Origin of the sequence: Pannus brasiliensis CCIBt3594 (assembly GCF_036688125.1) — a bacterium.
In the GTDB taxonomy this organism is placed as follows: Bacteria; Cyanobacteriota; Cyanobacteriia; order Cyanobacteriales; family Microcystaceae; genus Pannus; species Pannus brasiliensis.
In genome coordinates this window covers 37,761-61,200 of sequence record NZ_JBAFSM010000020.1, presented here as the reverse complement: position 1 = coordinate 61,200, position 23,440 = coordinate 37,761, and the positions used below count along the sequence as shown (strand labels likewise).

Here is a 23,440-nt window from a genome sequence, read left to right as displayed (position 1 = left end):
GGAGGAAAACATCGTGACGTATACCGTGGAAGATTTCGCCCGCGAGTACGAACTGAGTGCTTCGGAGGTGGAGGCTACCCTCACGGCGATCGGTCTCCCCACCGCGAAGCCCGATTATTCGGAAGCGGAGAGAGAACGTTTCGCGAGAGCGAGAGAGCTTTTCGAGGAAGGGATCGCTAACTCTTACGACGATATCGCCGCTTTTTTCGAGAACGAGAGCGTTCCGAACGTTGCGCCCGAACCCACTCTCTCGCTGGAAGAACAAGCGATCGAGACGGGCTTTCAAGTCGGGTTCCGACAGGCGGAAATCATGGGTCAGGTAATCCCGCGGGTAACGGTCATGCGCCTTAAAGAAATGGTCGCGACCGGGGAATTAAAACAGAATTTCCAGCAACTCTGGATTGAAGCGATGGACGCGGGAAACTCGACATCCGTCACCGCTCGGATCGATCGACGGTGGCGGGAGTATCAACTAGAGAGATACCAGCCCCTGACGAGCTTGCCAGAATCATCGACGGAATCATCCGACAGCGATTAGCGATCGCCCTTTCCGAAGAAGAGGCGAGTTTAGCCCTACAGCAACGGAAACTAGCTCTAGAGAGTGAAAGACGAAGAAAACGCTGGCAGTCTTTCCAAAAGTGGGGCGGTCTAGTCAATTCTTGGTTTCTGGCACTCGTTCTCATCACCTCGGCTTTCGCCCTCGGACTCCACACCGGCTTGAACCTATTGCCGGGAGGCGTGATCTGCGAGGTGCGGGACAGTCTCTGTTATTTACTCCGTTTTGACAGTAATAAGCGAGTAATTAAACGATAAAGAGAGGATTTAAAGTGAATACGCGTCGAGATTACTGAAAAATACCGAGACACGCTGAAAAAGCCCAAAAACACGAAGGGCGAGACCAGGCGTTCGCTCGCTCAAAGTCCCTTCGTCCGGCGGCAGTTATCCGAGGGGCGATGGGATAAAAAGGCGGCGATCGAGTACGGGGTAGTGAAGGGCGAGCGATCTCGGAAAACGAAAGACCGACAAGAAGAGATCGCCGAGTGAACGGGATTTATAGAAGATCTTCCCAGTCGAAAGAGTCGGGGTCACTTCCCGATTCGAGGTCTTCTATATCGAGATAACCCTGACTGAGCAGTTCTTCCACGTCTAGACCGGAACGGGCGATCGCTCGGTCTCGAAGGCTAGACCCCCTCCCGTTCCGTGGCGCGAACCGCTTTCTATCCTCGATCTCTTCTTTTTTCCGCTTTTCGATGTTCGCGATCTCCTCCTCGGAATAGCCCCGCTCTTTCAACCGATCGCGTAAGACGGGTTTCATCTTCCCGTCCGGTTCGTAGTGGTCTCTCTCCAAGAGCGATTGAAAAATTTTTCCCGCTTTCATCTTTAAGTTCTCCCGTTTAATTTCTCTTTCTCGATCCGATCTCGACAACTTTCGTCCGGGGGGCATCGATCGTGACTATTTACCTCGACCACTTCGACACGAAACTCCGTCTAGACCTAGGGGTTAAGGAACCGCTCAAGAACTGTCTGGCCGAGTATCTATTTCCGTCAGCCCGCTTCTCGATCGGCGAGATCTCCCCGGATTCGGTCGCGGTGAAGGATTTACGTCCTTATCGGGGGAGGTCGCTACAATTCGCCTCCGGGAAGCGGATGTATTTCTCCGACCATCGGGCGCGAGACCTTCTCTATCCTAACCCCTCTGACGGGGCGGCCTACGGAAGTCTTCCCTTCACGCCCTGTCTAAGCTTTCACGCTCTCGAAAAAATCCGCGTCCTCGTCATCGACGATACGACCGGGGACAGTAACGGGATTCTACCGAAAGAACAAGCTCGGAGATTGGTCGGGGACTGTTACGGAAAGATGAGTCCGAATCTAGCCGAACGGTTGACCGGTAAGACGGACACTCCCTTTCAATTCCGCCTCGGCATCCGACCTCAAGAGGGATGCGCGGTCTACCGCATAGCAAAAGGAACTCTCGCCCCCGATTTCCGTTTGGAAACGCTGACCGGAACGATCGTTAGAACCGAAAACCGGATTAAAGCCGGTTACGATCTGATTTTACCGACTAGCTCCTTTAAAGGGCGTAAGGGAGCGGACGCGATAAAGCTGGGGGAATACCTTCTCGATCTCGGTATCGGGGTCAAAGCGCTCGCGGAGTACGGGCGGCAGAGTTTGGGAGCGCAAGTGCTGGTCAATTACCCGAAGGGGGTCGATGCCGACGTACTCCCGATTCTGAGAGAGAAAGCCGAAGAATTAGCGAGCGCTCAAGCCGATGTTCGGGCTTTATCCCGGTATTTCGTCCGAACTTACGAGGAAAGGAAAGCTCGATTAGAAGAAGAAAATTCCGAAGATCTCGCCGTCCTCTCGCCGTTAGACGCTCTCGCGGGGGAGGAAACCGCGGACACGCGCTCGCGAGAACAACTTTTTTACGAGCTCCTCAAAACCGACCTAGAGCATCACGGGCAATTACTGGAACATCCCTACGTGATCGACGAATTACGGAGGTTCGTACAACGGCAGTGGATGGACATCGCCACGGGACGCGCGATCGTTTTTCAATCCGCGCTCGCCCAACCCAGTTTAGATTTGAAAGAGAACGAGGTCTGCGTTCCCCGGATACCCGATGGCGTGGAATTAATCGTTACCCGTAGCCCGCTCGTCAATTCTAACGGGGTTATTACCCTCACGAACCGTCACCTACCCCATCTAATGAAACTGGAGGGATCGATCCATATCCACCCGGAAACGGCGGCGAAACACCTACAGGCGGATTTCGACGGCGATCGATTGGCCTTCGAGCGGGCGGATAAATATCCCGCGCTGACCGCGGAAATTAAAGAATCTCTCCTCCCCGAAAATCGCTATCCCGATGTGATTAAACGGGCTAAAGTCCTCTATCAGGGTAGTTTCGAGTCGATCACCGTTAGCGCGGTCGAGAACGACATCGGTAAGATCGCCAACCGGATCATGATGGCCGTGACCCTACGATGGGAAACGCTCTCTTTACCGGAAGAAAAGAAACCCGGATACGTGAAAGATGTGGCCGAATACTATCGCGGTCTTCTCGCGCGGTCTGCCGACCCCGAAAAGGAATTCTCGATTCCCGATCGCTATCGGGCAGATATCGAGGCAATAGCGGGTCTTCCGGAGGAACCGTCCCCGCAAGAGATCGAGACCGCTCTACAACGGATGAGAGACATTCAATTCCGAATCGTCGGCGACCTTTCCAACGAACTTCAGGTGGCGGTAGACGGCCCGAAAAGCGCGTTAAGACCCGACAAGACCATCCTGAGCGTCTGTAAGGAAATCGGCGGTTACGTTCCCGTCCTCTGGCTCGCCGGACGGGATAAAAGTCGAAATCCGAGCGTTTATCGTACTCACCCTTTGATAACTGGAAATCACGGCCCGATCGATCGCACTATCACGGTCGCTAACGAGAAATGGACAGAAAGCCACCTCGTCGCCCGTTCCCCCGTCGAGTTCCGAAATTTATTCCCCGAACCGGCCGGACGCGTGTTCTCGGACATCGCCGGGGAGATCAAGGAAGCCTACAACGATTATCTAAAAGCGGCCCGATCGCTGGAAGACCTGAAAACTCAAAATCCCGAACTGAGCGAACCCTATATCGAGGTGACATCGGCGACTAGCGGAAAAACGCTCTATCTGACCCGATTGGATAGATTCGGGGTGTTAGAGTCGGAATTGAGGGGACGCGATTGGTCTTTCCCTCTCGATCTGCGATTGGAGAAGAATAATTTCGATCGAGAGATCCCGAATTCCCTAATAGCGATCGCTACCCTCGAAGAAAATGGGGAATTCGTGGAAAAAGCGATCGGGGCGATCGCCATTTCCGACCTCAAGCGTCACGACCTGAAAGCGGGAATCAAACTGACCGGGGGGACGGCCGCGATCCGCCCCGGCATCACGCACGAACGGATCGAGGGCATCTACAAGGCTTTAGATGAATACGTCGAGATGGTTCGCTCCCAACACCCACCGGGTGAACGCTCCGAACTGGCGGCGGCTCTCTGGCAGGGCGCTCACACCCGCGACGACTACGGCACGAAAAAGGCTCTCCTCGCCTTCAAACTCTTCCCGGATGAGGTAATAGAGCGACTGAAACAATTACAGTTCACCGAGTTAAAAGTCGTTGGTTTGCACTTCCCGACGAACGAATATGGCAATCGGCAATGGCGGGGGGAGGAAGTCGATTGTGAAATCGCCCTTCATCCTCTACCCGATAAAACGGGGCAAATCGAGGAAAAACGGGTTATCAAGGTCGGAGGAAAGGTCTTAGCCCCGTTAACGAGTGAATCTTCTTCCCTTCCTGTCGGGACAAAATTTCGGGGGGCGATCGTCTCCGAGCCGAGTTCTTCGGTGATAGCGACCACTCCGAAAGGGAATACCCTCAAAATCGGACAGGTCAAGAACTGCGCTTACAGAGGGCGTGACTGGAAAGGAGAGGATGTGAAGATCTCCGTCGCGAACGTTAGAAACGGCGCGGGGAAAACGATTCCCCTCGTGACGCTTAACGGGAACGCGTTGGGGATTCTCGATCGAGACAGCGAGATGAAATTGAAGGAGCGGGGATTATTGAAAGAGGGAGGTCTGACTTTGAGCGCCCGACTGGAAAACAGCCCACCCACGACAGCACGAGTCATGGTCAAACCGGAAACAGTTCTTTACCCTTGGCAGGAACGGGAGCGAGAACAGCGGGACGAAGCCCGACGCGCCCTCTACCGGGAAAAGTACGAGGCTTACACGACCGAAATTTTGAAAAATCCCTCTTTTAAAGACGTTTCTCCCCGAGACATCGATATAGAGGTGGCGATACGGGCTTATTCGGACGGTCGCGATTCCCATGAGGTCGCGGGAATTTTGAGTCAGAGCGATCGAGTGCGAGAATGGAAAGCGAGCGTCCCCGATCCGGGCGAGTATATCGGGCTGGCGCGAGAGTATCTTCGTCAAGTGCGATCGTCCGCCGAACAACGCTTAGGTCAAACCCCACCATCAAGACAACAGTATTCCGATCGAGGATAAAAAAACGTCAAGAACGAGTGATCGAATAAATGGGAGTAAGTGCGTGAGCGAGCCATTATTAGAACGAATCACCCATCATCCCGATGTCTGTCATGGAAAACCCTGTATTCGCGGGTTAAGATACCCCGTTGAATTTCTTCTCGAACTCCTGAATTCCGGGATGACAACCGAAGAGATCTTGACAGATTACGAGGATTTGGAAAGAGAGGATATTCAAGCCGTTCTACTATCCGCCGCGCGCCGGGGCGATCGTTATCGATAAAAAAATAAAGCGGTCGAACAACCGCTTTACGGGTAAATTGTTCGGCGATCTAGACAGAGGGAGTGCTAGACCTCGATCGGTTCCAAAATTCCCATATTTTTATCGGTTTGCCAGTGAATTCGTCCTAAAGACATTTCGTAGGTCGCGTCCTCCCACCCCATCCGGTAATAGTAATTTTTCGATCGAGGCGGCAGAGAGTTAATCGCGTCCATCTGTCCCGTTGCGAAGTCTTCAATGGCAGTTTCTTGACACCGGTTTCCTTGAATTGTTTTCATTTTTTTCACGGATTCGAGAATTTTTCATAATCGAAAGCCGTTAGGCTATCTTTCTAAACTCTCGTGTTCTGTTCCGAGGTAAACTCGAATTCTAAGTAGAAACTTTTACCGACCGGTATGAAGACCGAATTTTTTTTATTCTTCCTCTGGAGGATGCCAGCCCGCGGAAATCCAAGCCCGTCGCAATACCTCTCGGTTAAGGATTTTCCGGGGCTTCTCGCCTACGGAATTTCAAGGGCTTCAGTATCCTTGTGAATGGGTAAACGATGCTTATCCGAGAAGTATTGAAGCCCGTCGAACGGCGACCGCGATTTGATTGTTAAGCTGTAATGCCTCCACCGTAGCCCGTCCCCGGTTCGTTAATCCCTCAGGGTAAACGCGTCTAAATTTTCTGGACATTAACCAAACATCGTGTATCTAATATTTTCTCGATCTTGGCGTGTTACCTTATCTAAAATTGAGTGCGAAATCTCCCCCACGCTCTAGTGGGGTTGTCAAGTTATTTGACCAATGTTCCGCTTACCTCGCACTCGCTCTTGACGAGATTGACCGATCATTTTCCGTTAAGCGACCGCGAAGGTTAGGATTTTTAAGAGATAATCATTATCGAGTCCCGCTAGATAACGTTTCCTTTTCACGCTTCTTTTATCCCCGATGTCTTGTTTCAAAATATTCAGAGCTAGGCGACGCAATAAAGCGAAGTTTTCGGGGGCGTTTTCCTTACGGATTCGACTTTTATCTTCGGCGAACGTTACATCTAATATCCAATGCACCGTATTTTCAATTCCCCAGTGGCTCCGAATCGCTCCTGCCATCTTTTCCGCATTTTCCATCCAACTACTCAAATAAATATGAGTTTGTCTCGTCGTTTTATTCCAACAAATTCTTTCTCTAACTATCACTACGATATTCTTTAATCCAGAAACGTTGAATCTCGCAATAAAACTTTACATTGAAGTGTACACTAACCCTATCAACGCCATTGATCAGATTGAATAGACAATTTTTCTGAACCAGTGTACATAGCTGGTATGTTGACACATAAAACTCTGTAAATAACGCAGTTTATCTAATAAGCTTTTCCCAAAATCTTCTGCAATATCAATTAATTGCAAAATTAGGTAGGCCAGAATACAGCTATAGATTTGTATCCGAATCCCATTTCCATTTTTGGTAATAATGTTGTCGAGTTTAAGGTGCATTTTTAAAAATTTCCACAGGAGTTCTATCTGCCATCTTCGCCGGTACATTTCCCCGATCTCTTCATTGCTAACCGCCCCTTCCCCTTCTAAAGGTAAATCGGTTGCTATCCGAAATTCAGTCCGGGTTTCTAGATCGCAGAAAGCCACCACTCTAACCTCTACTTGCCTTCTTCCTTTTCCGAGTTTACACCGTCCATTTTCCAGCATTTCTAGGGACATATTATTTTTGACCCTTAGAATAAAATGTTTGTCCTTTTCTTCTAATAACTTTAAAATTCTCGGGCGAGAAACAAACCCTCGCTCCATTGCCCCTACTCCATTTGCCGGGATCGCCTCTACCGTTTTCTCTCCTTCTTTAGAGTCATGACCTTGCCCGAAATGGATCACGATTCCCTCTACGGTTGTCGTGATACTATTCAGTCCCGAAAACAGCTTGACTTGATGCCATCCTTCCTCCCACAATAATTTACTCGTCAAGGTGATTATTGTTGAGTCAATGGGAAACATCGCTCGCGTGTTCGCTTTCCCCTTTTTCGCGATTAATCGTTTCGTTAACTCCGCGATTATTTTCTCGAATGGCTCGGTTTCTCGAATTTTACTGGCTTTAGAAAACGTGGAGAGATTAAGGTTGATTCCTTGAAGGGTCATCCGCGTACATAAGTCTCTCATACTGACGAGGCTTTGATCTAAAGCGAAACCTATCCAACTGGACACGAAGGTAAATGTACTGATGGCCGGATAGTCATTTTTTGGTAAAGGCTTGAGAAGCTCTTTCATGAGTTTTGGAAAAATTGTTGTCATAGCAAAATCAAAATTTGCAGGTTGATAAATTGTCTAAATTCTATCTATAATAGCATTTTTTGTTTCGCTTTTTTCAACGTTCAACACTTCTGTCTTTAATCCTTTCCATTCTCCCTTCGGATCAAGACCGGGGATCTCCTCGACGGGAACTACCCACACTTCTCTTTTTTCAACTCGATGATGTCCGTTCTCTACTTCTTGATAATAATCAGATTTTCGACCGACAAAATTTTCCGCTTTCGCCAATTGAAACCAGTCAAATACTCGTTCGTACATCCCTTTATGGTTCGCTTTCAAACAAAGAATATAATCGGCTTTTTTCTGGATTATCAAGGAAGCGATCTCTTTCTGACACCCCATCGCATCCAACGTTAGCACCGCTCCTTCTATTGATAACATTTCTAGCAATTCCGGGATAGCCGTTATCTCGTTGGACTTATTTTTCACTTTCTGTTGACCGAGAATCAATCGATGGGATGAAGACCACGCACTCACGAGATGTAGGGCTTTTTTTCTTGACTCTCTATCGTAGGAACCTTTCAGCGTTTTCCCATCGATCGCGATCGCCGGAGGCGCACCCTTGGCGACCACTTCTACCCCCAACTTTTCCGTTACCGTTTTGACCCACCCCAAAAAACTTTCCTGAAATTCTTTCGGGTCGATTTTCGCGAAAACTCGACTAAAAGTATCGTGCGAGGGGATTCCGTTCGGTAATTCTAAAAAATTTTTTAACCATTCACATTTCCCTTCTCCGTAAGCTTCGATTTCTTCCCATCCGTCCGCACCACTTAGAACGGCTAACAAGGCGATCGCGATAATGTCGAGTAGGTTATGAGCCTTAGTTCTTTCGATGCGCAGATCTCGGACACTGGCGAAGTGTTTCTGAAATCCAGTCGCTAAAAAGTGTTCTTTTTTGCCTTTCGAGCCACTTTCTTCTTTCGGGTTGGAAACGGGGAGAAAACCTTGAGTCATTTTCAGTATAGATGTTTGCGGACAATTTTAGCTCACGCTTCAACTCTATCCGATTTTTGTCCGAAAATTCCGATCTCATATCTCGAGATATTTTTTTGTATATTTAGTTACTAAATAAGACGCGCTTACCCTGGTTAATCCCTCGATATAAACCCCGTTTTCTTTCCAAGTAAAATGCTCATTCCAATTCCTTTCGCGCGGATTGTAGAGAGGGGCGATCTCGCCGGTCAGAGGGTCTTTTCCCCGTACCTGAATTCCTTTATAACCGTTACATAAACGGCAGGCGAGCCATAAATTTTCCTCGTCATCCGTTCCGCCTAAAGCTTTCGGAATAATGTGGTCAATTTCTAACTGCCCCAACACGTATTTCTGTTGGCTTAGACAGTAGCCACACCGCTCGCGGGCTTCTCTCCGAACTCTCGCCTTTATCTCTTCCGAAATATAGCGGCTCATCCGTCACTCAAAGGAGCGATTAATTCCCGTTTGACGGCCTCGCTCAAAGCCGTCGCTTTCCGTAATAATCCGGCTTGATAAACTCCCATTAAAGTTTGCAGTTCGAGTCTTTCGGACGGAGTTAAATCTCTCGCTTGTTGTTGTTCGAGAAGCTCGCTCAATCGCCGATCCTCTTCGTCCTCCATCTCCAATCGGGTTAACGCGAGTACGCGCTCGTCGGACAGGCTAGAGATCGGCCCGTCGAACTCTGATTCCCGGTCTAATACGGGGAGAAACCTCTGTAGGGTATCGGTTAGAACCTCGGCGATCTCGCGGTTCGAGAGGCGGGCTAAACGCTGGAATCGTTGATAGATTTCATCCGGTAAGTCGATGGTGAGTCGCTCGCTCATTCTTATTCCCTTTCGCTCTCTTTCAATTGTGCCGGTGGATCGCTGGTTTGGAAAGAAAAAAGGGGAGAGTTATCCCCTCCCCTTCCAATACGTTCAAGCCATCGATCGAATCTTCTCGATCACCGTCACCGCCCGCTCGTTAACGGGGATGAAAACGCGGAGTTTCCAATCGATCGTCTCGGTCAGACAACCGATCGCCTTCAAATACATCACCTCGGACTTTTGGTGAACCCCGACGATCTCTAGGCGTTGATTTCCCATGATCGAGGAGGAACGCAACCGCCAACCCCTCGCTAATGGTACGGTTTCCTTTCTCTGCCAGACCGATCGAAACACCTCATCGGCGGTAAGTTTCGGAACGTCGGTAATTCCCAAATTTCGATAGACCGAGGCGATATTGCCCGCGTGGACGAGACGACCGAGCAATTTCTCGCCGTCATCCGTCTGTAGGCGGAATACTCGCATATTCTCGGCATCCAATCGATTCCAGATAGGTAAGAGTAAGCCGGTAATCAAGTAGAAGGAATCGACCTCGAATTCGGGAGATTCCCCCGTTTCCTCCCGCCAGAGACGTTCAAATCGCGCGCGTCCCACCTCCCGCCATGTAGAGGCTCGGAAGGTTTCCACGCTCATCTTCTCGTTGGAAAGCGGACGGATCAAGTTCACCCGCCGCTCGATGGCCCCGTCGTCCGTGACCGCGCTATTGGTGGGGATAGCGATCGCTACCCGACCCGAGCGATCGTTAACGACTAACTGACCCGCGTGAAACCGGACGATATCTAGAGCTTCTTCGGGAGATAAAAGCCGCGCCCGACATTTTCGCTCGATCTTGACGCAATGGGTTCGCGCCCCCGTTTCGGGATGGGTATAGATCACGGTTCGCTCTAAAACCCGAAAACTTTCGGCTTTGAGGGTTTCCACGCCTACCTCGTGGTTTCCCGCGGCGATCGCCTCCTCGATTTTGTTCTCCAATCTGACCTCGAATTCCTCGAATAGCGCGTTTTGCAGTTCGATCCGTAAAGCGAGGACACGGTTGAGGAATTTGGCGATCGGTGGCAATTCCTCTTTGAGATTCCCCTCCTTATCGGTAAGCGTGAGTCCGGTGTGTGTCTCGAACTCTTTGAGGGAACAGCAGGAGAGTTTTCCGAGGTAAAGGGCGTGATAGAGTTGCCGTAGTGCCGCCCTCGCGTAGGGCGATTCCAAGTTATCCTCCTGTCTGAATAATCCCTGTCCTCCCGTCTGCCGTTGTCCCCGCGTCAAAGCGCCCAAAGAATCCAAGCGCCGGGCGATCGTCGAGAGGAAACGTTTCTCGCCTTTCACGTTGGTAGTCACGGGACGGAATCGGGGAGGTCGCGCCTGATTGGTTCGATTGGTGCGCCCCAATCCCTGAATCGCGGAATCGGCTTTCCAACCGGCTTCTAGAAGATAGTGAACGCGGAGACGTTGGTTCTTGGCGTTGAGGTCGGCGTGATAGCTTTGTCCCGTCCCTCCGGCTTCCGAAAAGATGAGAATTCGCTTTTTATCGTCCATAAACGCCCGTGTCTCGGCAATATTGGCCGAACCCGCTCTCGGCTGTAGCGCGAGTCTTTCCCGACCTCCCCCGGTTTCCCGCACAATCCGCTTAGAACGCCCCGTGACCTCCGCCACGTTTTCATGACCGAAATATTGGATGATGCGATCGAGCGCGCCGGGTACAGGAGGCAGAAGCCCCAAACGTTCGACGAGATCCTGCCGTTTCCGTAGAGCCTCCTGACAGAAAACCGAATTCCCCTCGCTATCTTTCACCGCTCTGGAATACTCGTTTCCCTCCTCATCTGTATAGACCTCGTGAAGATGGACGGGGAAAGAGTGCAGAAGATAATCCATGACGTACTCTCGCGGCGTGATGTCCACTTGAAGGTCATGCCATTCCGAGGCGGGAATGTTCGCGAGCCGTCTGTCTAGTAGTGCCTCATCGGTCGAGGTAATTTGAATGACGACCGCGTGACCGTCCGCGAGATCCCGTTCGATCGCTTTCAGGAGCGTCGGGCATTTTATCGAGGTGAGCAGGTGGTTAAAGAATCGTTGTTTATTACTCTCGAACGCCGAGTAAGCCGCCGATTTCGCGTTTCGGTTCCGGGTTTTCCCGCCCGGACTGGTGATATTCGTGGCTTCCAACGCCGCCTCTAGATTTTGGTGGATAATTCGGAAAGCGTCGGCGTAGGCGTTATAAATCTCGATCTGTTCGTCGGTTAACTCGTGTTCGAGTAGATCGTATTCCACCCCCTCGTAAGAAAGCGATCGCGCGGTGTAGAGTCCGAGAGCCTTCAGATCCCGCGAGACCACTTCCAGCGCCGCGATTCCCCCTTTCTCCATCTCGGCCACGAAGTCAGCTTGACTCGCGAAAGGGAATTCTCCCGTCATCCACAGCCCCAACCGTTGAGCGTAGGCGAGATTAGCGATGGTCGTCGCGCCCGTTGCCGAAACGTACAGAACGCGGGCCGAGGGTAGTCCGTGCTGGAGTCTCAATCCGGCGATGCCCTGTAGCGAGGCTTTCTTGATTCCTCGGTCTCCTTTCTCCGGGGAGGCATTGGACATCGCGTGCGCCTCATCGAACACGATCGCCCCCTCGAAATCCTTACCGCACCAATCGATCAGTTGTTCGACACGGGATTTCTTACCCCCCTTCGCCTCGGTGCGGAGAGTGGCGTAGGTGGCGAAGATGATACCTTCCGAGAGTTCGATCGGTTCACCCTGCCGGAAGCGACTTAGCGGAACGATGTGGTCGGGATTGCCTCCTAACGCCGTCCAGTCCCGTCGCGCGTCTTCGAGTAAAGTGTCGGATTTAGAGATCCAGAGAGCTTTCGAGCGTCCCTGTAGGAGATTATCGAGAAGAATCGCGCTCACCTGTCTTCCCTTGCCCACTCCCGTCGAATCGCCGATAAAGTAACCGCGACGGAACCGGACGGTATCGGGGCTTCCGGACGGGGCGATCAAGATCAGATCGAGTGTATCGTCCACTTGATAATTACCCTCCAGAAATTTCCCGTGGGACTCTCCCGCGTGGATGGCCGATTCCAGTTGAGCGTTCGAGAGTATTCCCTCGCTAATCAATCTTTTCGGCAGTAAAGGTTTGTAAACCGGCACGGGAGGCGCGACACTCGCCATCGCGACGCTCTGAACGAGAGGAGACGGATGTTCGAGCGCTCCCTCGATCTCGATCGTTTGAAGTTCGTAGGTCTCGTAGAGAGAATCGGAAATCTCCCGAACGCTTCCCCCGCGCTCGCGGACACCGTAGTTCAGTTCGATAATCTCGTCGGGAGAGATCGCCGGATGAATTGCCGATTTCTGTTCCGAAGCGCTCGATCGTTTCTTGGTTGTCGAATCCGCCGCGGGACGAGGGAGATCGATCGCCGTTACCAACGATTTCGAGGGCGTTTCCTCTCTCGGTTCGCTCTCTACGATCGGGGCGAGTGCCTGACGTTGGGGAATAAACATCCCGACGTAATCGAGCAGGGCGGGTAGCGAAAGAACGCTCTCGAAACAGTTGATAAACTCGTCAGAATTATCGGGTGCGACTTTATCGAAGACGGTCAAACGGGTCTCGATCGCCGTACCGTGTTTGGCGTAGACGTTGCCAGCGATCGGACAAGAGAAGACCACCCGCGCCGAACGTTGCAGTTTCGTGAAACACGAGTGCCATTCAGGATGTAAAGGGGAAAACCAATTCGCGGAGATCGCCACTAGACGACCTCCTTCCGATAGTCTCGCCAGTGCCGAGCTTATATGTTTGTAAGTGGCGTGGGCGTTGCGTTTCCCCATTTTCGGAGAGGCGGAAAAGGGCGGGTTCATGATGACGACGGTAGGGCGGTAACGTCGATCGAGATAATCATCGATCGCTTCCGCATCGTGGCCCGATAACGGGCGATCGGGGAAAATTGCCTTTAGGATTCCCCGACGTTCCGGACAGATCTCGTTCAAAATCAGTTCAACCCCGCCGATTCGGGCGAAGACGGCTAGTATCCCCGTCCCCGCCGATGGCTCTAAAACGAGATCGTCGGGAGTAAGCCGGGCTGCCACGCGAGCGATGTAGGCTAAAGGCAGGGGTGTAGAGAACTGCTGTAACCGGATCGAGGTTTCGGAACGTTTGGTGTGAGTCGGGCATAGCCGATGAATCCGTTCCAATTCCGATCGGGTGGTCTGACGATCGGCTCGATCTAACAATTCCTGACCGTGTTGGTTCACCCACAGGATCTGCGCGACTTCCAAGGCTTCGTAAGCGTCTTTCCAAAGCCAGCAACCTTCCGCATCGGAACCGCCGAAGTTTTCGGTCATCGCGCGCGAGAGAGCGGCATTAGTCACCGGCCGTCCCTCTTCTAAACAGGGTAAAAGTTGACGGGCTACCCGGATTAACGCGAGCGGGCGATCTTCCCCTTTCGAGCCAAGATCACTGACGGGAACGACCCGATCGATCGCTTCGATCGACACGGGAGAAGGAGATTCTTCGATCGCTCCGACCTCGTGGATAGGTTCGGTCGCGGGATTATCCCCCGTGAAAATCTCTTCTAAAGCCGCTCGGATCTCCGTCGAGGTTTCGGGAACTAAAGCGGTTAATTGACCGATCATTTCTAGCGCGGTACTCACCCGGTTAAATCGTTCCGTTACTCGCTGTTTTCGAGTCTCTAATACGGTGAGAGTTCGAGTTAAATTTTCGGTTTCTCGACGGATTCGATCGAGACGATCCGCGAAAAGTTCTTTCGAGGCTATTGCGGTTAGTATCATGACGGTTTATCCAATTACAAAAAAGCCCGTCTAGCGAGACGGGTTAGGGAGAAAATTATTAAGAAGTTCGGGATAAATCGATCGGGGCGGACGATTGCGCTCTGGCGATCCGTGCCCACCCCGAATGATTTTTAACCGGCTATCTCACGCGATTCCCGATTCACGATCGAGTGCGAGCAGGAGTTCGGGAAGATTCACCTCGATCACCGATCGGACTCTCGCCGGGTTCTCGCGGAAGAGTTCTTGGATCTCGGCTTTGATAGAGGTTAGCGGTTTCTCGGTCTTGCCGCGGGTCTGTCGGATACCGAGGGGCTTGCAGATTTTTCGGCAGGAGCGTTTCGTCAGCTTATCGATGAGAATCTCGGTTTGAACGAGAGAATCGTCTTCCCGCTCGAACTGTCGGCTGTCCCCGTCGGGAACCGGGACGATTTCTCGATCGATTGGCGGGGCAGTGATTTCGATTTCCGAGTCCGGTGCGGAAGGGGTGTCCTTCATACTCTCGCTCGCTCCCGACGCGTTCGATCGACGGGTGAGCGTGACTGAAATCACGCAGAAGTAGAGGAGGAACAGGAAGATCGGGAAAAGAGATTCATTGATGGTGGCTAACATATCTTGTCTCCTTGATTTACGTTCGAGCGAGATGCCGTGTAGAGATAGGCGATCGCTCGATCGAAATGGCGTTAGCCATTGATTTATCGGTTCGATATGTGAGCCACGGGCGTTAGTTTCCAGCGAATAATATTTTTTTAGAGTTCGGGAACGGAGATTTGTTCGACGGGCTTCGCGTACACCCGATCGATCATCGCGGCCGAATTTCCCACCCATTTCGCGATCTGGATCGAGGGAATGCCGGCCTCCCGACACAAACTACAGAAGGTATGTCGGGTTTGATAAGGATTACGGTACTCTATATCCGCTAAAGATTTCAGGATCGATTTCCACGCTCGGTTCGTAAAATTATGCCAGTCGATAAATTTCCCTTCGGGACTGGGAAACACGAGAGAATCGAGAACGTTTCCGTGGGGTCGAATCGTTTCGAGTAATCGGCTTAGTCTGGCATTGACAGGAAATTTACGAGAGCGTTGAGTTTTCAGACCCTCTTTGAGTACCGGCCCTTTCCCGTCGTAGATAACGGCTCGCTCGAAAGTGATAAAGGTCTGTCCGATGTGTTTCCACTGCAAAGCGAGTGCCTCGGACGGTCGGCATCCGGTAAAGAATAGGAACTCGATCAAGGGAGCGTAATGCTTGTAATAACGGTTATTCTGGAAAGCTTCGAGAATCCGATCGCGCTCCGAGCGGGTAAACGGTCGGATCTCTTCCTCTTCCGTGCCTCTTTTTTTGACCTTGACCTCGGAAGCGCTCCCCTCGAACGGATTGGAATCTAGCAATCCGGACTTCTTCGCCCATTTACAGCAAGCCGATAGGTGCATAAGGACGCGTTTGGTGGAGTCGGCCGGGACGTTGGCGTTTAACCAATCGAAAATCGCTTGAGCTTCGGTCGGGGAGCGATAGGGACATCGGTCGAGATGGTTGGCGACCCATCCGTACATTCGGAGTGTGGCCGGAGATTTTCCCGCCGAGCGAGCATTACTGTACCGTTGCCACAATTCAGGTAAGGTGGGGAGCGAGACTGCCGGGACGGCCGGCTCGATCGCTGTCGGGAGGGTAATCTGTTTATATTTATCGAGATTGGCGGGATCAAATTCCCCGTAGGCGATGTCCCGTTCGATCTCTAACGCTTTATCCTGCGCCCGTTTACGATTGTAGGGATTATCACCCAATCCTGTCGAGACAAAATACCGCCTGCCCTCGAAAGAGAAAACAAGCTGTAGACGATCATTGCTACTCCGGATCTGGACACTGCCACTTTTCGCTCTTTTACGATTTCGGGAATACATGAGATCGAGATGAATCGCGACGGGATTCGTACAATCATACTATGCCGCCCCGTTCTCTATCACAATTTTTATCTCAATCTTTATCTCAAGTTGCGCCCTAAACTGACCCGATAGCGACCGAAATGACCCGATCGAATCTAGTCCGTCCCTCCGCGACCCGCGCTCCGAAAGCCTTACGGTCAGCGGAAAGCGTTTATTTTCTTAAGAAGCTGGTGATGGGATTTGAACCCGCGACCGACTGATTACAAATCAGTTGCTCTACCACTGAGCTACACCAGCGTTTTAACCCTACCCAGTATAGCACGAGAGCGGAAGCTACGGGGAAGGTGATGATCGATGTCTTTCATCTCTCATATTTTTTATAAAAAGTCAAGTAAGTTTTTTTGATCGCTCGATCGAGTTCGCTTCTAGACCGATCTCGTCGTGGAAATCGCCCCGGGAAAGTTAAAAAAAACGGTGGATATCCCGGGCGGAAAACTCGATTCCTTTATAATTAAACTCCCGTTTTTCTCGATCGCTCATTCCATGAAAATTCGGCTAGATCCTGTAACATTCCCTCGTAATTCGTAACGATCGAATCCTGTCATCCCGCCCGGTAGTCCGTTATACTAAAAGAAACCACCTAAGTCAGTGGGTGTTTGTAAATCCATTCAGTTCTCGGGTGGGCCTAGCCCACCAGAATTCCTTTTTTTATAGTTTACCTCGCTATTAATCTAACGTTTTCTATCTTTTTTTATCGCTCCGTTAACAAAATTCAATCTATTTAACCGTTTCCCCCGAAACGCCCGAGAAATCGATTTAATAAAAAACAGTTTTCGATACAGAAACAACGGGGAGCGATACACATGGAAGCTTTACACGAAACGCTCGCGCCCTCGGCCGGTGTCAAGGGCGCGGCCGCGGCGATCGAGCGGGAACCGATCCATCTCTACAATCGAATTCAGCCCCACGGGATTTTATTCGTCCTCGGCGAACCCGATCTACAAGTCCTGCAAGCGAGCGAGAATACCCGCTCGATCTTGAAGATTTCCCCGCGGGATCTGATCGGCAAAACTTTAGAGGAAATTTTCGATCCCGTCCAGATCGATCCGCTCAAAGAGGCGATCGAGAACAACGATTTCGACGCGCTCAACCCCTCGAAACTGTGGGCGCGGATCGACGGGGACGAGTTCGCGGTTTTCGACGCGATCTTCCATCGCGGGGCCGATTATTTACTGATTCTCGAATTAGAACCCGCGATCTCCTACGAGAACATTCCCTTTTTAAGCTTCTATCACCTCGCCAAAACCTCGATCGATAAACTCGAAGCCACCCGAAGCCTGAAAGATTTCTGTAACATTATCGTCCGGGAAGTCCGGAAAATGACCGGGTTCGATCGGGTGATGCTCTACCGATTCGACGAGGAAGATAACGGGGACGTGATCGCCGAGGATAAGATCGACGAACTCGAACCCTATCTCGGCCTGCGCTATCCCGCCTCGGATATCCCCTTCCCCGCGCGACGTTTACTAAGTTCCAACTGGATTCGCCAGATCCCCGACGCGACCGCGGAAGCGATCGATCTCTTCCCCAACGTCAACCCGATCACCAAGCAATCGATCGATCTCACCCTTTCCAGTCTGCGCGCCGCGTCTCCCTGCCACCTGGAATACCTGCACAATATGGGAGTCGGCGCGTCCCTGACCATCTCCCTGATCGAGAATAAACGCCTCTGGGGGATTATCGCCTGTCACCACCGAACCCCGAAATTCGTTTCCTACGAACTCCGCAAAGCCTGCGAGTTTCTCGGTCGGGTGGTGTTCTCGGAAATCTCCGCGCGCGAGGAAACCGAGGATTACGACTATCGGGTGAAATTGACCTTTATCCAATCGCTATTGGTCGATTTCATGACCCGCGAGGAGAACTTTATCGACGGATTGATAAACCATCAGCCCAATCTACTCGATCTGACCGGCGCGACCGGCGCGGCCCTCTGTCTGGGGGGAAATTACACGCTGATCGGTCAGACTCCCGACGAGGAGGAATTAAGCTACCTGATCGGCTGGCTGGAGAAAAACGTTCACGAGGAGATTTTCTATACCAACTCCCTGCCCCGTCTCTACGCCGACGCGGGGAAATATAAAGACATCGCCAGCGGGTTACTGGCGATCCCGATCGCCAAACGGAATTACGTCCTCTGGTTCCGGCCGGAAGTGATCCAGACGGTGAACTGGGGGGGAGATCCGGGGAAAGCGATCGAGACCGTCCGCGTCGATGGCGAGATCCGTCTGGGCCCCCGCAAATCCTTTGAACTGTGGAAAGAGACCGTCCGCCTGAAATCTTTACCGTGGAAAGCGGTGGAAATTAACGCCGCGCTGGAATTACGCAAGGCGATCGTTAATATCATTCTCAAACAGGCCGACGAACTGGCGCGACTGGCGCGGGATCTGGAACTGTCGAACGCGGAGTTGAAAAAATTCGCCTACGTCGCCTCCCACGATTTACAGGAACCGCTCAATCAGGTGGCGAACTACGTGCAGTTGTTGGAATTGCGCTATCGATCGGCACTCGACGAGGACGCGCTAGAATTTATCACCTTCGCCGTCGAGGGGGTGAGTTTGATGCAAACCCTGATCGACGACGTTCTCGCCTACTCGAAAGTGGACCTGCAAGCGGCGGAATTCACCACGATCGACGCGAACGAGGCGCTGGAAAAAGCCCTAGCCAACCTACGCGGGCGGATCGCCGAAAATCACGCCGCTATCACCGTCGATCCCCTGCCGATCGTCATGGCGGATAAAACCCAGTTAATGCAGTTGTTCCAGAACCTGATCGGCAACGCGATCAAATTCCGCGGCCGCGAAACTCCGGTCATTCACATCAGCGCCCGACGGGAGGACGAGGAATGGCTATTCTCGGTGAGCGATAACGGTATCGGCATCGATTCTCGGTTCTTCGAGCGTATTTTCATCATTTTCCAACGGCTCCACACCCGCGACGAGTACCCCGGCACCGGCATGGGACTGGCGATCTGTAAGAAAATTATCGAGTGCCATCGCGGCCGGATCTGGGTCGAGTCCGAGGTGGGTAAAGGAGCGACTTTCTATTTCACCATTCCCCTAGGAGGTAGCGATCGTGAGCGTCGGCGAGGACGTAGCGCGCAAAATTATCTTGTTGGTGGAGGACAGTAAGGCCGATATCCGCCTCATCCAAGAGGTGTTGAAAACCAGCACCGTACAGCACGAATTGGTCGTCGTTCGCGATGGCGTGGAGGCGATGGCCTATCTCCGGCGAGAGGGGGATTACACCGAGTCCCCCCGGCCGGATCTCATCCTCCTCGACCTCAATCTCCCGAAAAAAGACGGGCGGGAGGTACTGGCGGAGATTAAAGGCGATTCCGGGTTAAAAAGGATTCCCGTGGTCGTTCTCACCACCTCGCGCAACGAGGAGGATATTTTTCATAGCTACGAACTGCACGTCAACTGCTATATCACCAAATCTCGTAACTTGACCGATCTGTTTAAAATTGTTAAAAATATAGAGGCTTTCTGGTTAGAAACCGTTACTTTTCCCACAGAATGAGTGAGAGGCCGATCGTCGGGGATCGGGAGTCGGACAGCCTGTTTTCTCGGGCCGAGCGTTGTCATCGAACTCGTTATCGTCATCGTTGAAGGATCGACTACTACCCGCCCAAATTCAAGCTTTTTAGCGAAAATGATAGTGTCGCGAGCGATTCATGTGTTATTGATCGAGGATAATGTAGCGGAGGCTCGACTGTACCGCGAAATTCTCAAGGACGCGAGCGCGAGAGAGTTTTATCTGTTTCATGTGAAACGGTTGGCGGAGGCGATCGAATCTTTAGAGAATAACGATTTCGACGTGATTTTACTGGATTTAACGTTACCGGATAGCTACGGGATAGCTTCCCTCGATTCTCTACTGAAAATCGCTCCCCGCTTACCGATCGTCGTTTTAACGAATACGAATGATGATAATCTTGCGGTCGAGGCCGTTCGCCGGGGAGCGCAGGATTATTTAATGAAACGGGAGGTATCGCTCGATCGATTGACCCGATCGCTGTGTTACGCGATCGAGCGCAAACAGACGGAAGAAGCCTTACGGGAATCGAATCAAACTTTACAGACGAGGGTGCGGGAAAGTACGAGCGAGTTGGAGAGAGCCAAGGAGTTAAACCAACAGAAAACCGAGTTCGTTTCCATGCTATCCCACGATTTCCGCAACCCGTTAAATAAGATTTCACTTTCCGCGGGATTGTTGGAAGAAAGCCGGGATCGGTTAACGAAAGAACAACAGGTCGCGTACTTCCGGATGATCCGATCGGCGATCAAAGATATGGATCGATTGTTAACGGAAGTTTTATTGATCGGTCGCGCGGATTCGGGCCGGCTTTCGGTGCAGTTTGACGAGGTGGATCTGTTGGGTTTCTGTCAACAATTGGTGGAATCTTTCTCGATCAAATGCGAAGATCGATCGCCGATTCTTTTCTCGATCGAGGGACAACTCGATCGGGGTTTGTGGGATGTAAATTTAATTAAACATATCTTGATAAATTTATTAGAAAATGCTATTAAATATTCTCCCGCCGCCACTCCCGTCGAGTTTCGCGTCAAAGTGGAGAGCGATCGGGTGATTTTCCGGGTGGAGGATCGGGGGATCGGTATCCCCCAGAGCGATCGGGCGCATCTTTTCCAACCTTTCTATCGCGGGGAAAACGTCGAGGGGATCGGGGGGACGGGATTGGGACTGGCGATCGTCGCGCGTTGCGTGGAAGCGCACCGGGGGGAGATCTCGATCGAGAGCGAGGAGGGAACCGGCACGATCGTCACCGTTACCTTACCGATTCTAACCGAGATAGAATGGTAATCTCTCTCTAGAATGCCCGGCGGATTTCACGGCGAAATTTTCATACCGATAATTCTTGTTGTCTATAATTAGATTCATTGGGTCTTGTTCGCGCTAATTCTACATAGTCGCGATTAATTTCTATCCAGTAATTAGTAAATCAACTAATTAGTAAATCAACAAGATTACGGGTAGTCATAAAATCTCGATCGTGCCAGATCTCCCTAGTCATTATCGTATTCTATCCCGCGATCGCCATCAACACAAATTTCCGAACGCGCTAGATCTCTCGTTCAGAAAAAAAACGCCCGATCGAACCGGGCGTTTCTTCCGAAAAACTTCCCCCCCGATTACAATGCCGGGGAGACCTTATCGATCACTTTCAGGGTTCCGTCGTCGTTCACCGTCCAGACATCGTAGCTACCGACCACATCGCCGTTCTCGTCGATGTCCACGTTGCCACTCGCGCCCTGATAGTTAATATCTTCCCCCTTGCGAACCAGTTCCATCGCCTGACAGGCATCGCTAACTTCCGTACCGGGGCCGCCGGCCACCTCGCGGATCTTACTCTGGATCGCCTCGCCGGTGTTCGCTTTCGCCGCCTCGGCCGCCAGCATCATCAATATCGCCGCGTCCCAGGTGTGGGGAACGAAAGCCGTCACTTCTTTACCCGTTTTCTCCTTCCAGAGTTTGGTAAAAGCTTCTAACGCTTTTCCATCCGCGCCCGGAACCGTTCCCAACGCGCCGGCGATAATCGATTTGCCGTCGGTTCCTTTCCCGACCTGTTTGGTGAAATCCTCCGAGTACACGCCATCGGTGAGCAGTACCGTAACTCCCTTCGTCAACCCCTGTTTATAGGCCGCCTGGAGAAGTAAACTTCCCGTCTCGGTGTAGAGAACCGCCGCTACCGCGTCGGGTTTGTTGGCGAAGGCCGCGGCCGCCTCACTATCGAGGGTGGGGGCTTTGGGATCGTAACGGACGGGTTTATCTTTATTGGTCAGTTTACCGCCCGCTTTGGTCAGGGCGTTAACGAAAGCTTGCTCGAATCCCACGCCGTAATCGTTATTAATCACCACCGTACCGACGTTTTCAAAGCCTTTTTTCTTGGCGAGGGCGGCGAGCGCGGCGGCTTGATAGGTATCGGGAGGGGCGGTACGCGCCCAATAACCTTGGAAATCGCCTTTTTTCGCCCGATCGGTAAATACCGGACTGGTACTACCGGGGGAAACTAACATAATCTTATTTCTAGCGGCGATATCGACCGCGGCGCCGGAAACGCTACTGGCGAAGGAACCGACGACCCCGGCGACTTTATCCGATTCCGCGAGTTTGGACATGGCGGCCGCGCCCGCCGCGGGATCGGTCTGATCGTCCTCTTTGACGAGGGTGACGGGTTTGCCGTTCACCCCACCGCAGGCGTTAATCGTATCGACGGCTAACTGGGCGGCTTCGGGCATATTCTGACCGATCGCCGCGAGATCCCCCGTGATCGGCAGTAACGCGCCGAGTTTCAAGCCGCCATCGCCACCGGCGGCCGCGGGAGAGGAACCGGTGGCCGCGGGGGAGGAACCGGGGGACGGATTCTCCGCGGTTTGATTTCCCGAACAGGCGGTTAAGAGGTTAGCCATCAGGCTGGTAACGACTAGGGTAATGGCGACCGGTACTCGAACTCTTCTTTGCATCATTCAGCGCTCCTTCCCAGGTAAAGGTTTTAGTGTAAAGCTTAACGGAATATTAATCCTAAAAACGGAAGTCTAACACGAGAAAGAAAAACGTCCATAGGAGTTAGGGTTCTGACGGTGATTTCCGGGGAAGGGTTGCCGGGATACAGGAAAAAAGGGGAGCGGGAGCGATAAGCTTCTCCCTTTCCCCTTTCCCGTTCGATACCGCGATCGATCGACCGGTTATCGAGTCATGTCTTTAACATTGCCGGACGCGTCATCGATCGCCGAACCGACGTTCTCTTTCAGGTTTTCCAAACCGCGTCGCGCGCCGCGTCCCATATCTTCGAGGGAATCGCTCACTTTCTCCGCGGTCCGATCGCTATCGTAATTTCTCCGGATACCTTCCTCGGAAGCGCGACGTTCCATATCGCCGACACGACTGGTTTTATCGAGGCGTTTCTCGGCCCGATCGACTAACTGTTCGGTTCTTTTCTGCGCGGCGGAATAGTTATCTTTCTGGCGGATATCTACATCTAATCCCTCGTTCATGCCCTTTCTCGGCGCGGTGGGGGTGTAGCTCTCTTCCATGTGCCGTTCCATATTGCGATCGAGGCGGTAGGACGGGGGATTATCTCGCCGCGTCCGTTGCGTATCGCCGCCGGACATCAATCGATTATCGCGAGCGGAGGGTTGATCGGGATAGTTACTATCCACTCTTCTGGCCACGTTCGTCGGGTTGGTACACGCGGTACTGACGAAAAGAACCGCGCCCGCAAGAAAGACGAGAACGATTCTCGCGAGGTTTACCCGTTGGAGAAAGTTGATGATCTTTTTCATAGTTAGCCCTCGATGAAATGGAAATTTATAGGTAGAATCGGCGGGGG

General features: G+C 51.9%; 19 protein-coding genes and 1 tRNA gene. 7 read left to right on the top strand and 13 right to left on the bottom strand.

Going from position 1 to position 23,440, the window contains the following annotated elements:
• The first annotated feature begins 13 nt into the window (after positions 1-13).
• On the top strand, positions 14-538 hold the full coding sequence (locus tag V0288_RS12020) for a hypothetical protein (RefSeq protein WP_332865335.1): 525 nt from the start codon (positions 14-16) through the stop codon (positions 536-538).
• Positions 457-813 carry a hypothetical protein gene (locus V0288_RS12015; RefSeq protein WP_332865334.1) on the top strand — a complete coding sequence of 119 codons (357 nt, stop codon included), beginning with the start codon at positions 457-459 and terminating at the stop codon, positions 811-813. Before V0288_RS12020 ends, V0288_RS12015 begins: the two co-directional genes overlap by 82 nt.
• Before the next feature lie 238 nt (positions 814-1,051).
• Here the strand turns inward: V0288_RS12015 and V0288_RS12010 are convergent, their stop codons facing one another.
• Entirely contained in the window at positions 1,052-1,378 is a 327-nt protein-coding gene (locus V0288_RS12010) for a hypothetical protein (protein WP_332865333.1), read from the bottom strand.
• Positions 1,379-1,449: 71 nt separating this feature from the next.
• Between V0288_RS12010 and V0288_RS12005 the strand changes: the two genes are divergently transcribed.
• Positions 1,450-5,037 carry a hypothetical protein gene (locus V0288_RS12005; protein WP_332865332.1) on the top strand — a complete coding sequence of 1,196 codons (3,588 nt, stop codon included), beginning with the start codon at positions 1,450-1,452 and terminating at the stop codon, positions 5,035-5,037.
• A 43-nt stretch (positions 5,038-5,080) separates the two neighbouring features.
• Positions 5,081-5,299 (top strand): DUF433 domain-containing protein, encoded by a 219-nt coding sequence (locus V0288_RS12000; RefSeq protein WP_332865331.1) that lies wholly within the window; start codon positions 5,081-5,083, stop codon positions 5,297-5,299.
• Between the two features lie 65 nt (positions 5,300-5,364).
• Here V0288_RS12000 and V0288_RS11995 read toward each other — a convergent pair whose 3' ends face one another.
• The 10 genes from V0288_RS11995 to V0288_RS11950 form a co-directional block, all read right to left on the bottom strand.
• Positions 5,365-5,574 (bottom strand): hypothetical protein, encoded by a 210-nt coding sequence (locus V0288_RS11995; protein WP_332865330.1) that lies wholly within the window; start codon positions 5,572-5,574, stop codon positions 5,365-5,367.
• 563 nt (positions 5,575-6,137) lie between these two features.
• Positions 6,138-6,515 (bottom strand): ISAs1 family transposase, encoded by a 378-nt coding sequence (locus tag V0288_RS11990; RefSeq protein ID WP_332865370.1) that lies wholly within the window; start codon positions 6,513-6,515, stop codon positions 6,138-6,140.
• Between the two features lie 45 nt (positions 6,516-6,560).
• Positions 6,561-7,577 (bottom strand): IS4 family transposase, encoded by a 1,017-nt coding sequence (locus V0288_RS11985; RefSeq protein ID WP_332865329.1) that lies wholly within the window; start codon positions 7,575-7,577, stop codon positions 6,561-6,563.
• Between the two features lie 33 nt (positions 7,578-7,610).
• The gene (locus tag V0288_RS11980; protein ID WP_332865328.1) at positions 7,611-8,549 is read right to left on the bottom strand and encodes an ISAs1 family transposase; all 939 of its coding nucleotides are present in this window, start codon (positions 8,547-8,549) and stop codon (positions 7,611-7,613) included.
• Between the two features lie 75 nt (positions 8,550-8,624).
• Complete coding sequence (locus V0288_RS11975) at positions 8,625-9,002, bottom strand: HNH endonuclease (RefSeq protein WP_332865327.1); 378 nt, start codon at positions 9,000-9,002, stop codon at positions 8,625-8,627.
• A complete protein-coding gene (locus V0288_RS11970) occupies positions 8,999-9,391 on the bottom strand; it encodes a CBS domain-containing protein (RefSeq protein WP_332865326.1) in 393 nt (130 codons plus the stop codon). The genes V0288_RS11975 and V0288_RS11970 overlap by 4 nt, the downstream gene beginning before the upstream one ends.
• A 93-nt stretch (positions 9,392-9,484) precedes the next feature.
• Positions 9,485-14,152 carry a strawberry notch-like NTP hydrolase domain-containing protein gene (locus tag V0288_RS11965; protein ID WP_332865325.1) on the bottom strand — a complete coding sequence of 1,556 codons (4,668 nt, stop codon included), beginning with the start codon at positions 14,150-14,152 and terminating at the stop codon, positions 9,485-9,487.
• Positions 14,153-14,296: 144 nt separating this feature from the next.
• Positions 14,297-14,761, bottom strand: coding sequence for a hypothetical protein (locus V0288_RS11960; protein ID WP_332865324.1), 465 nt, complete (start codon positions 14,759-14,761; stop codon positions 14,297-14,299).
• A 137-nt stretch (positions 14,762-14,898) separates the two neighbouring features.
• Complete coding sequence (locus V0288_RS11955; protein ID WP_332865323.1) at positions 14,899-16,050, bottom strand: Arm DNA-binding domain-containing protein; 1,152 nt, start codon at positions 16,048-16,050, stop codon at positions 14,899-14,901.
• A 207-nt stretch (positions 16,051-16,257) separates the two neighbouring features.
• Positions 16,258-16,329 (bottom strand) — tRNA-Thr (locus V0288_RS11950).
• Positions 16,330-16,895: 566 nt separating this feature from the next.
• Here V0288_RS11950 and V0288_RS11945 point away from each other — a divergent pair.
• The 3 genes from V0288_RS11945 (at position 16,896) to V0288_RS11935 (ending at position 20,913) form a co-directional block, all read left to right on the top strand.
• Positions 16,896-19,220, top strand: a complete 2,325-nt coding sequence (locus tag V0288_RS11945; RefSeq protein WP_332865322.1) for an ATP-binding protein — start codon at positions 16,896-16,898, stop codon at positions 19,218-19,220.
• Positions 19,165-19,611: a response regulator gene (locus tag V0288_RS11940; protein ID WP_332865321.1), complete on the top strand. Its 447-nt coding sequence runs from the start codon at positions 19,165-19,167 to the stop codon at positions 19,609-19,611. Before V0288_RS11945 ends, V0288_RS11940 begins: the two co-directional genes overlap by 56 nt.
• Before the next feature lie 132 nt (positions 19,612-19,743).
• Positions 19,744-20,913, top strand: a complete 1,170-nt coding sequence (locus V0288_RS11935) for a hybrid sensor histidine kinase/response regulator (RefSeq protein ID WP_332865320.1) — start codon at positions 19,744-19,746, stop codon at positions 20,911-20,913.
• A gap of 329 nt (positions 20,914-21,242) precedes the next feature.
• Here V0288_RS11935 and V0288_RS11930 read toward each other — a convergent pair whose 3' ends face one another.
• Together V0288_RS11930 and V0288_RS11925 are read right to left on the bottom strand one after the other, a co-directional pair.
• On the bottom strand, positions 21,243-22,574 hold the full coding sequence (locus tag V0288_RS11930) for an ABC transporter substrate-binding protein (RefSeq protein ID WP_332865369.1): 1,332 nt from the start codon (positions 22,572-22,574) through the stop codon (positions 21,243-21,245).
• 222 nt (positions 22,575-22,796) lie between these two features.
• Entirely contained in the window at positions 22,797-23,393 is a 597-nt protein-coding gene (locus tag V0288_RS11925) for a DUF6658 family protein (protein ID WP_332865319.1), read from the bottom strand.
• Positions 23,394-23,440 lie beyond the last annotated feature (47 nt).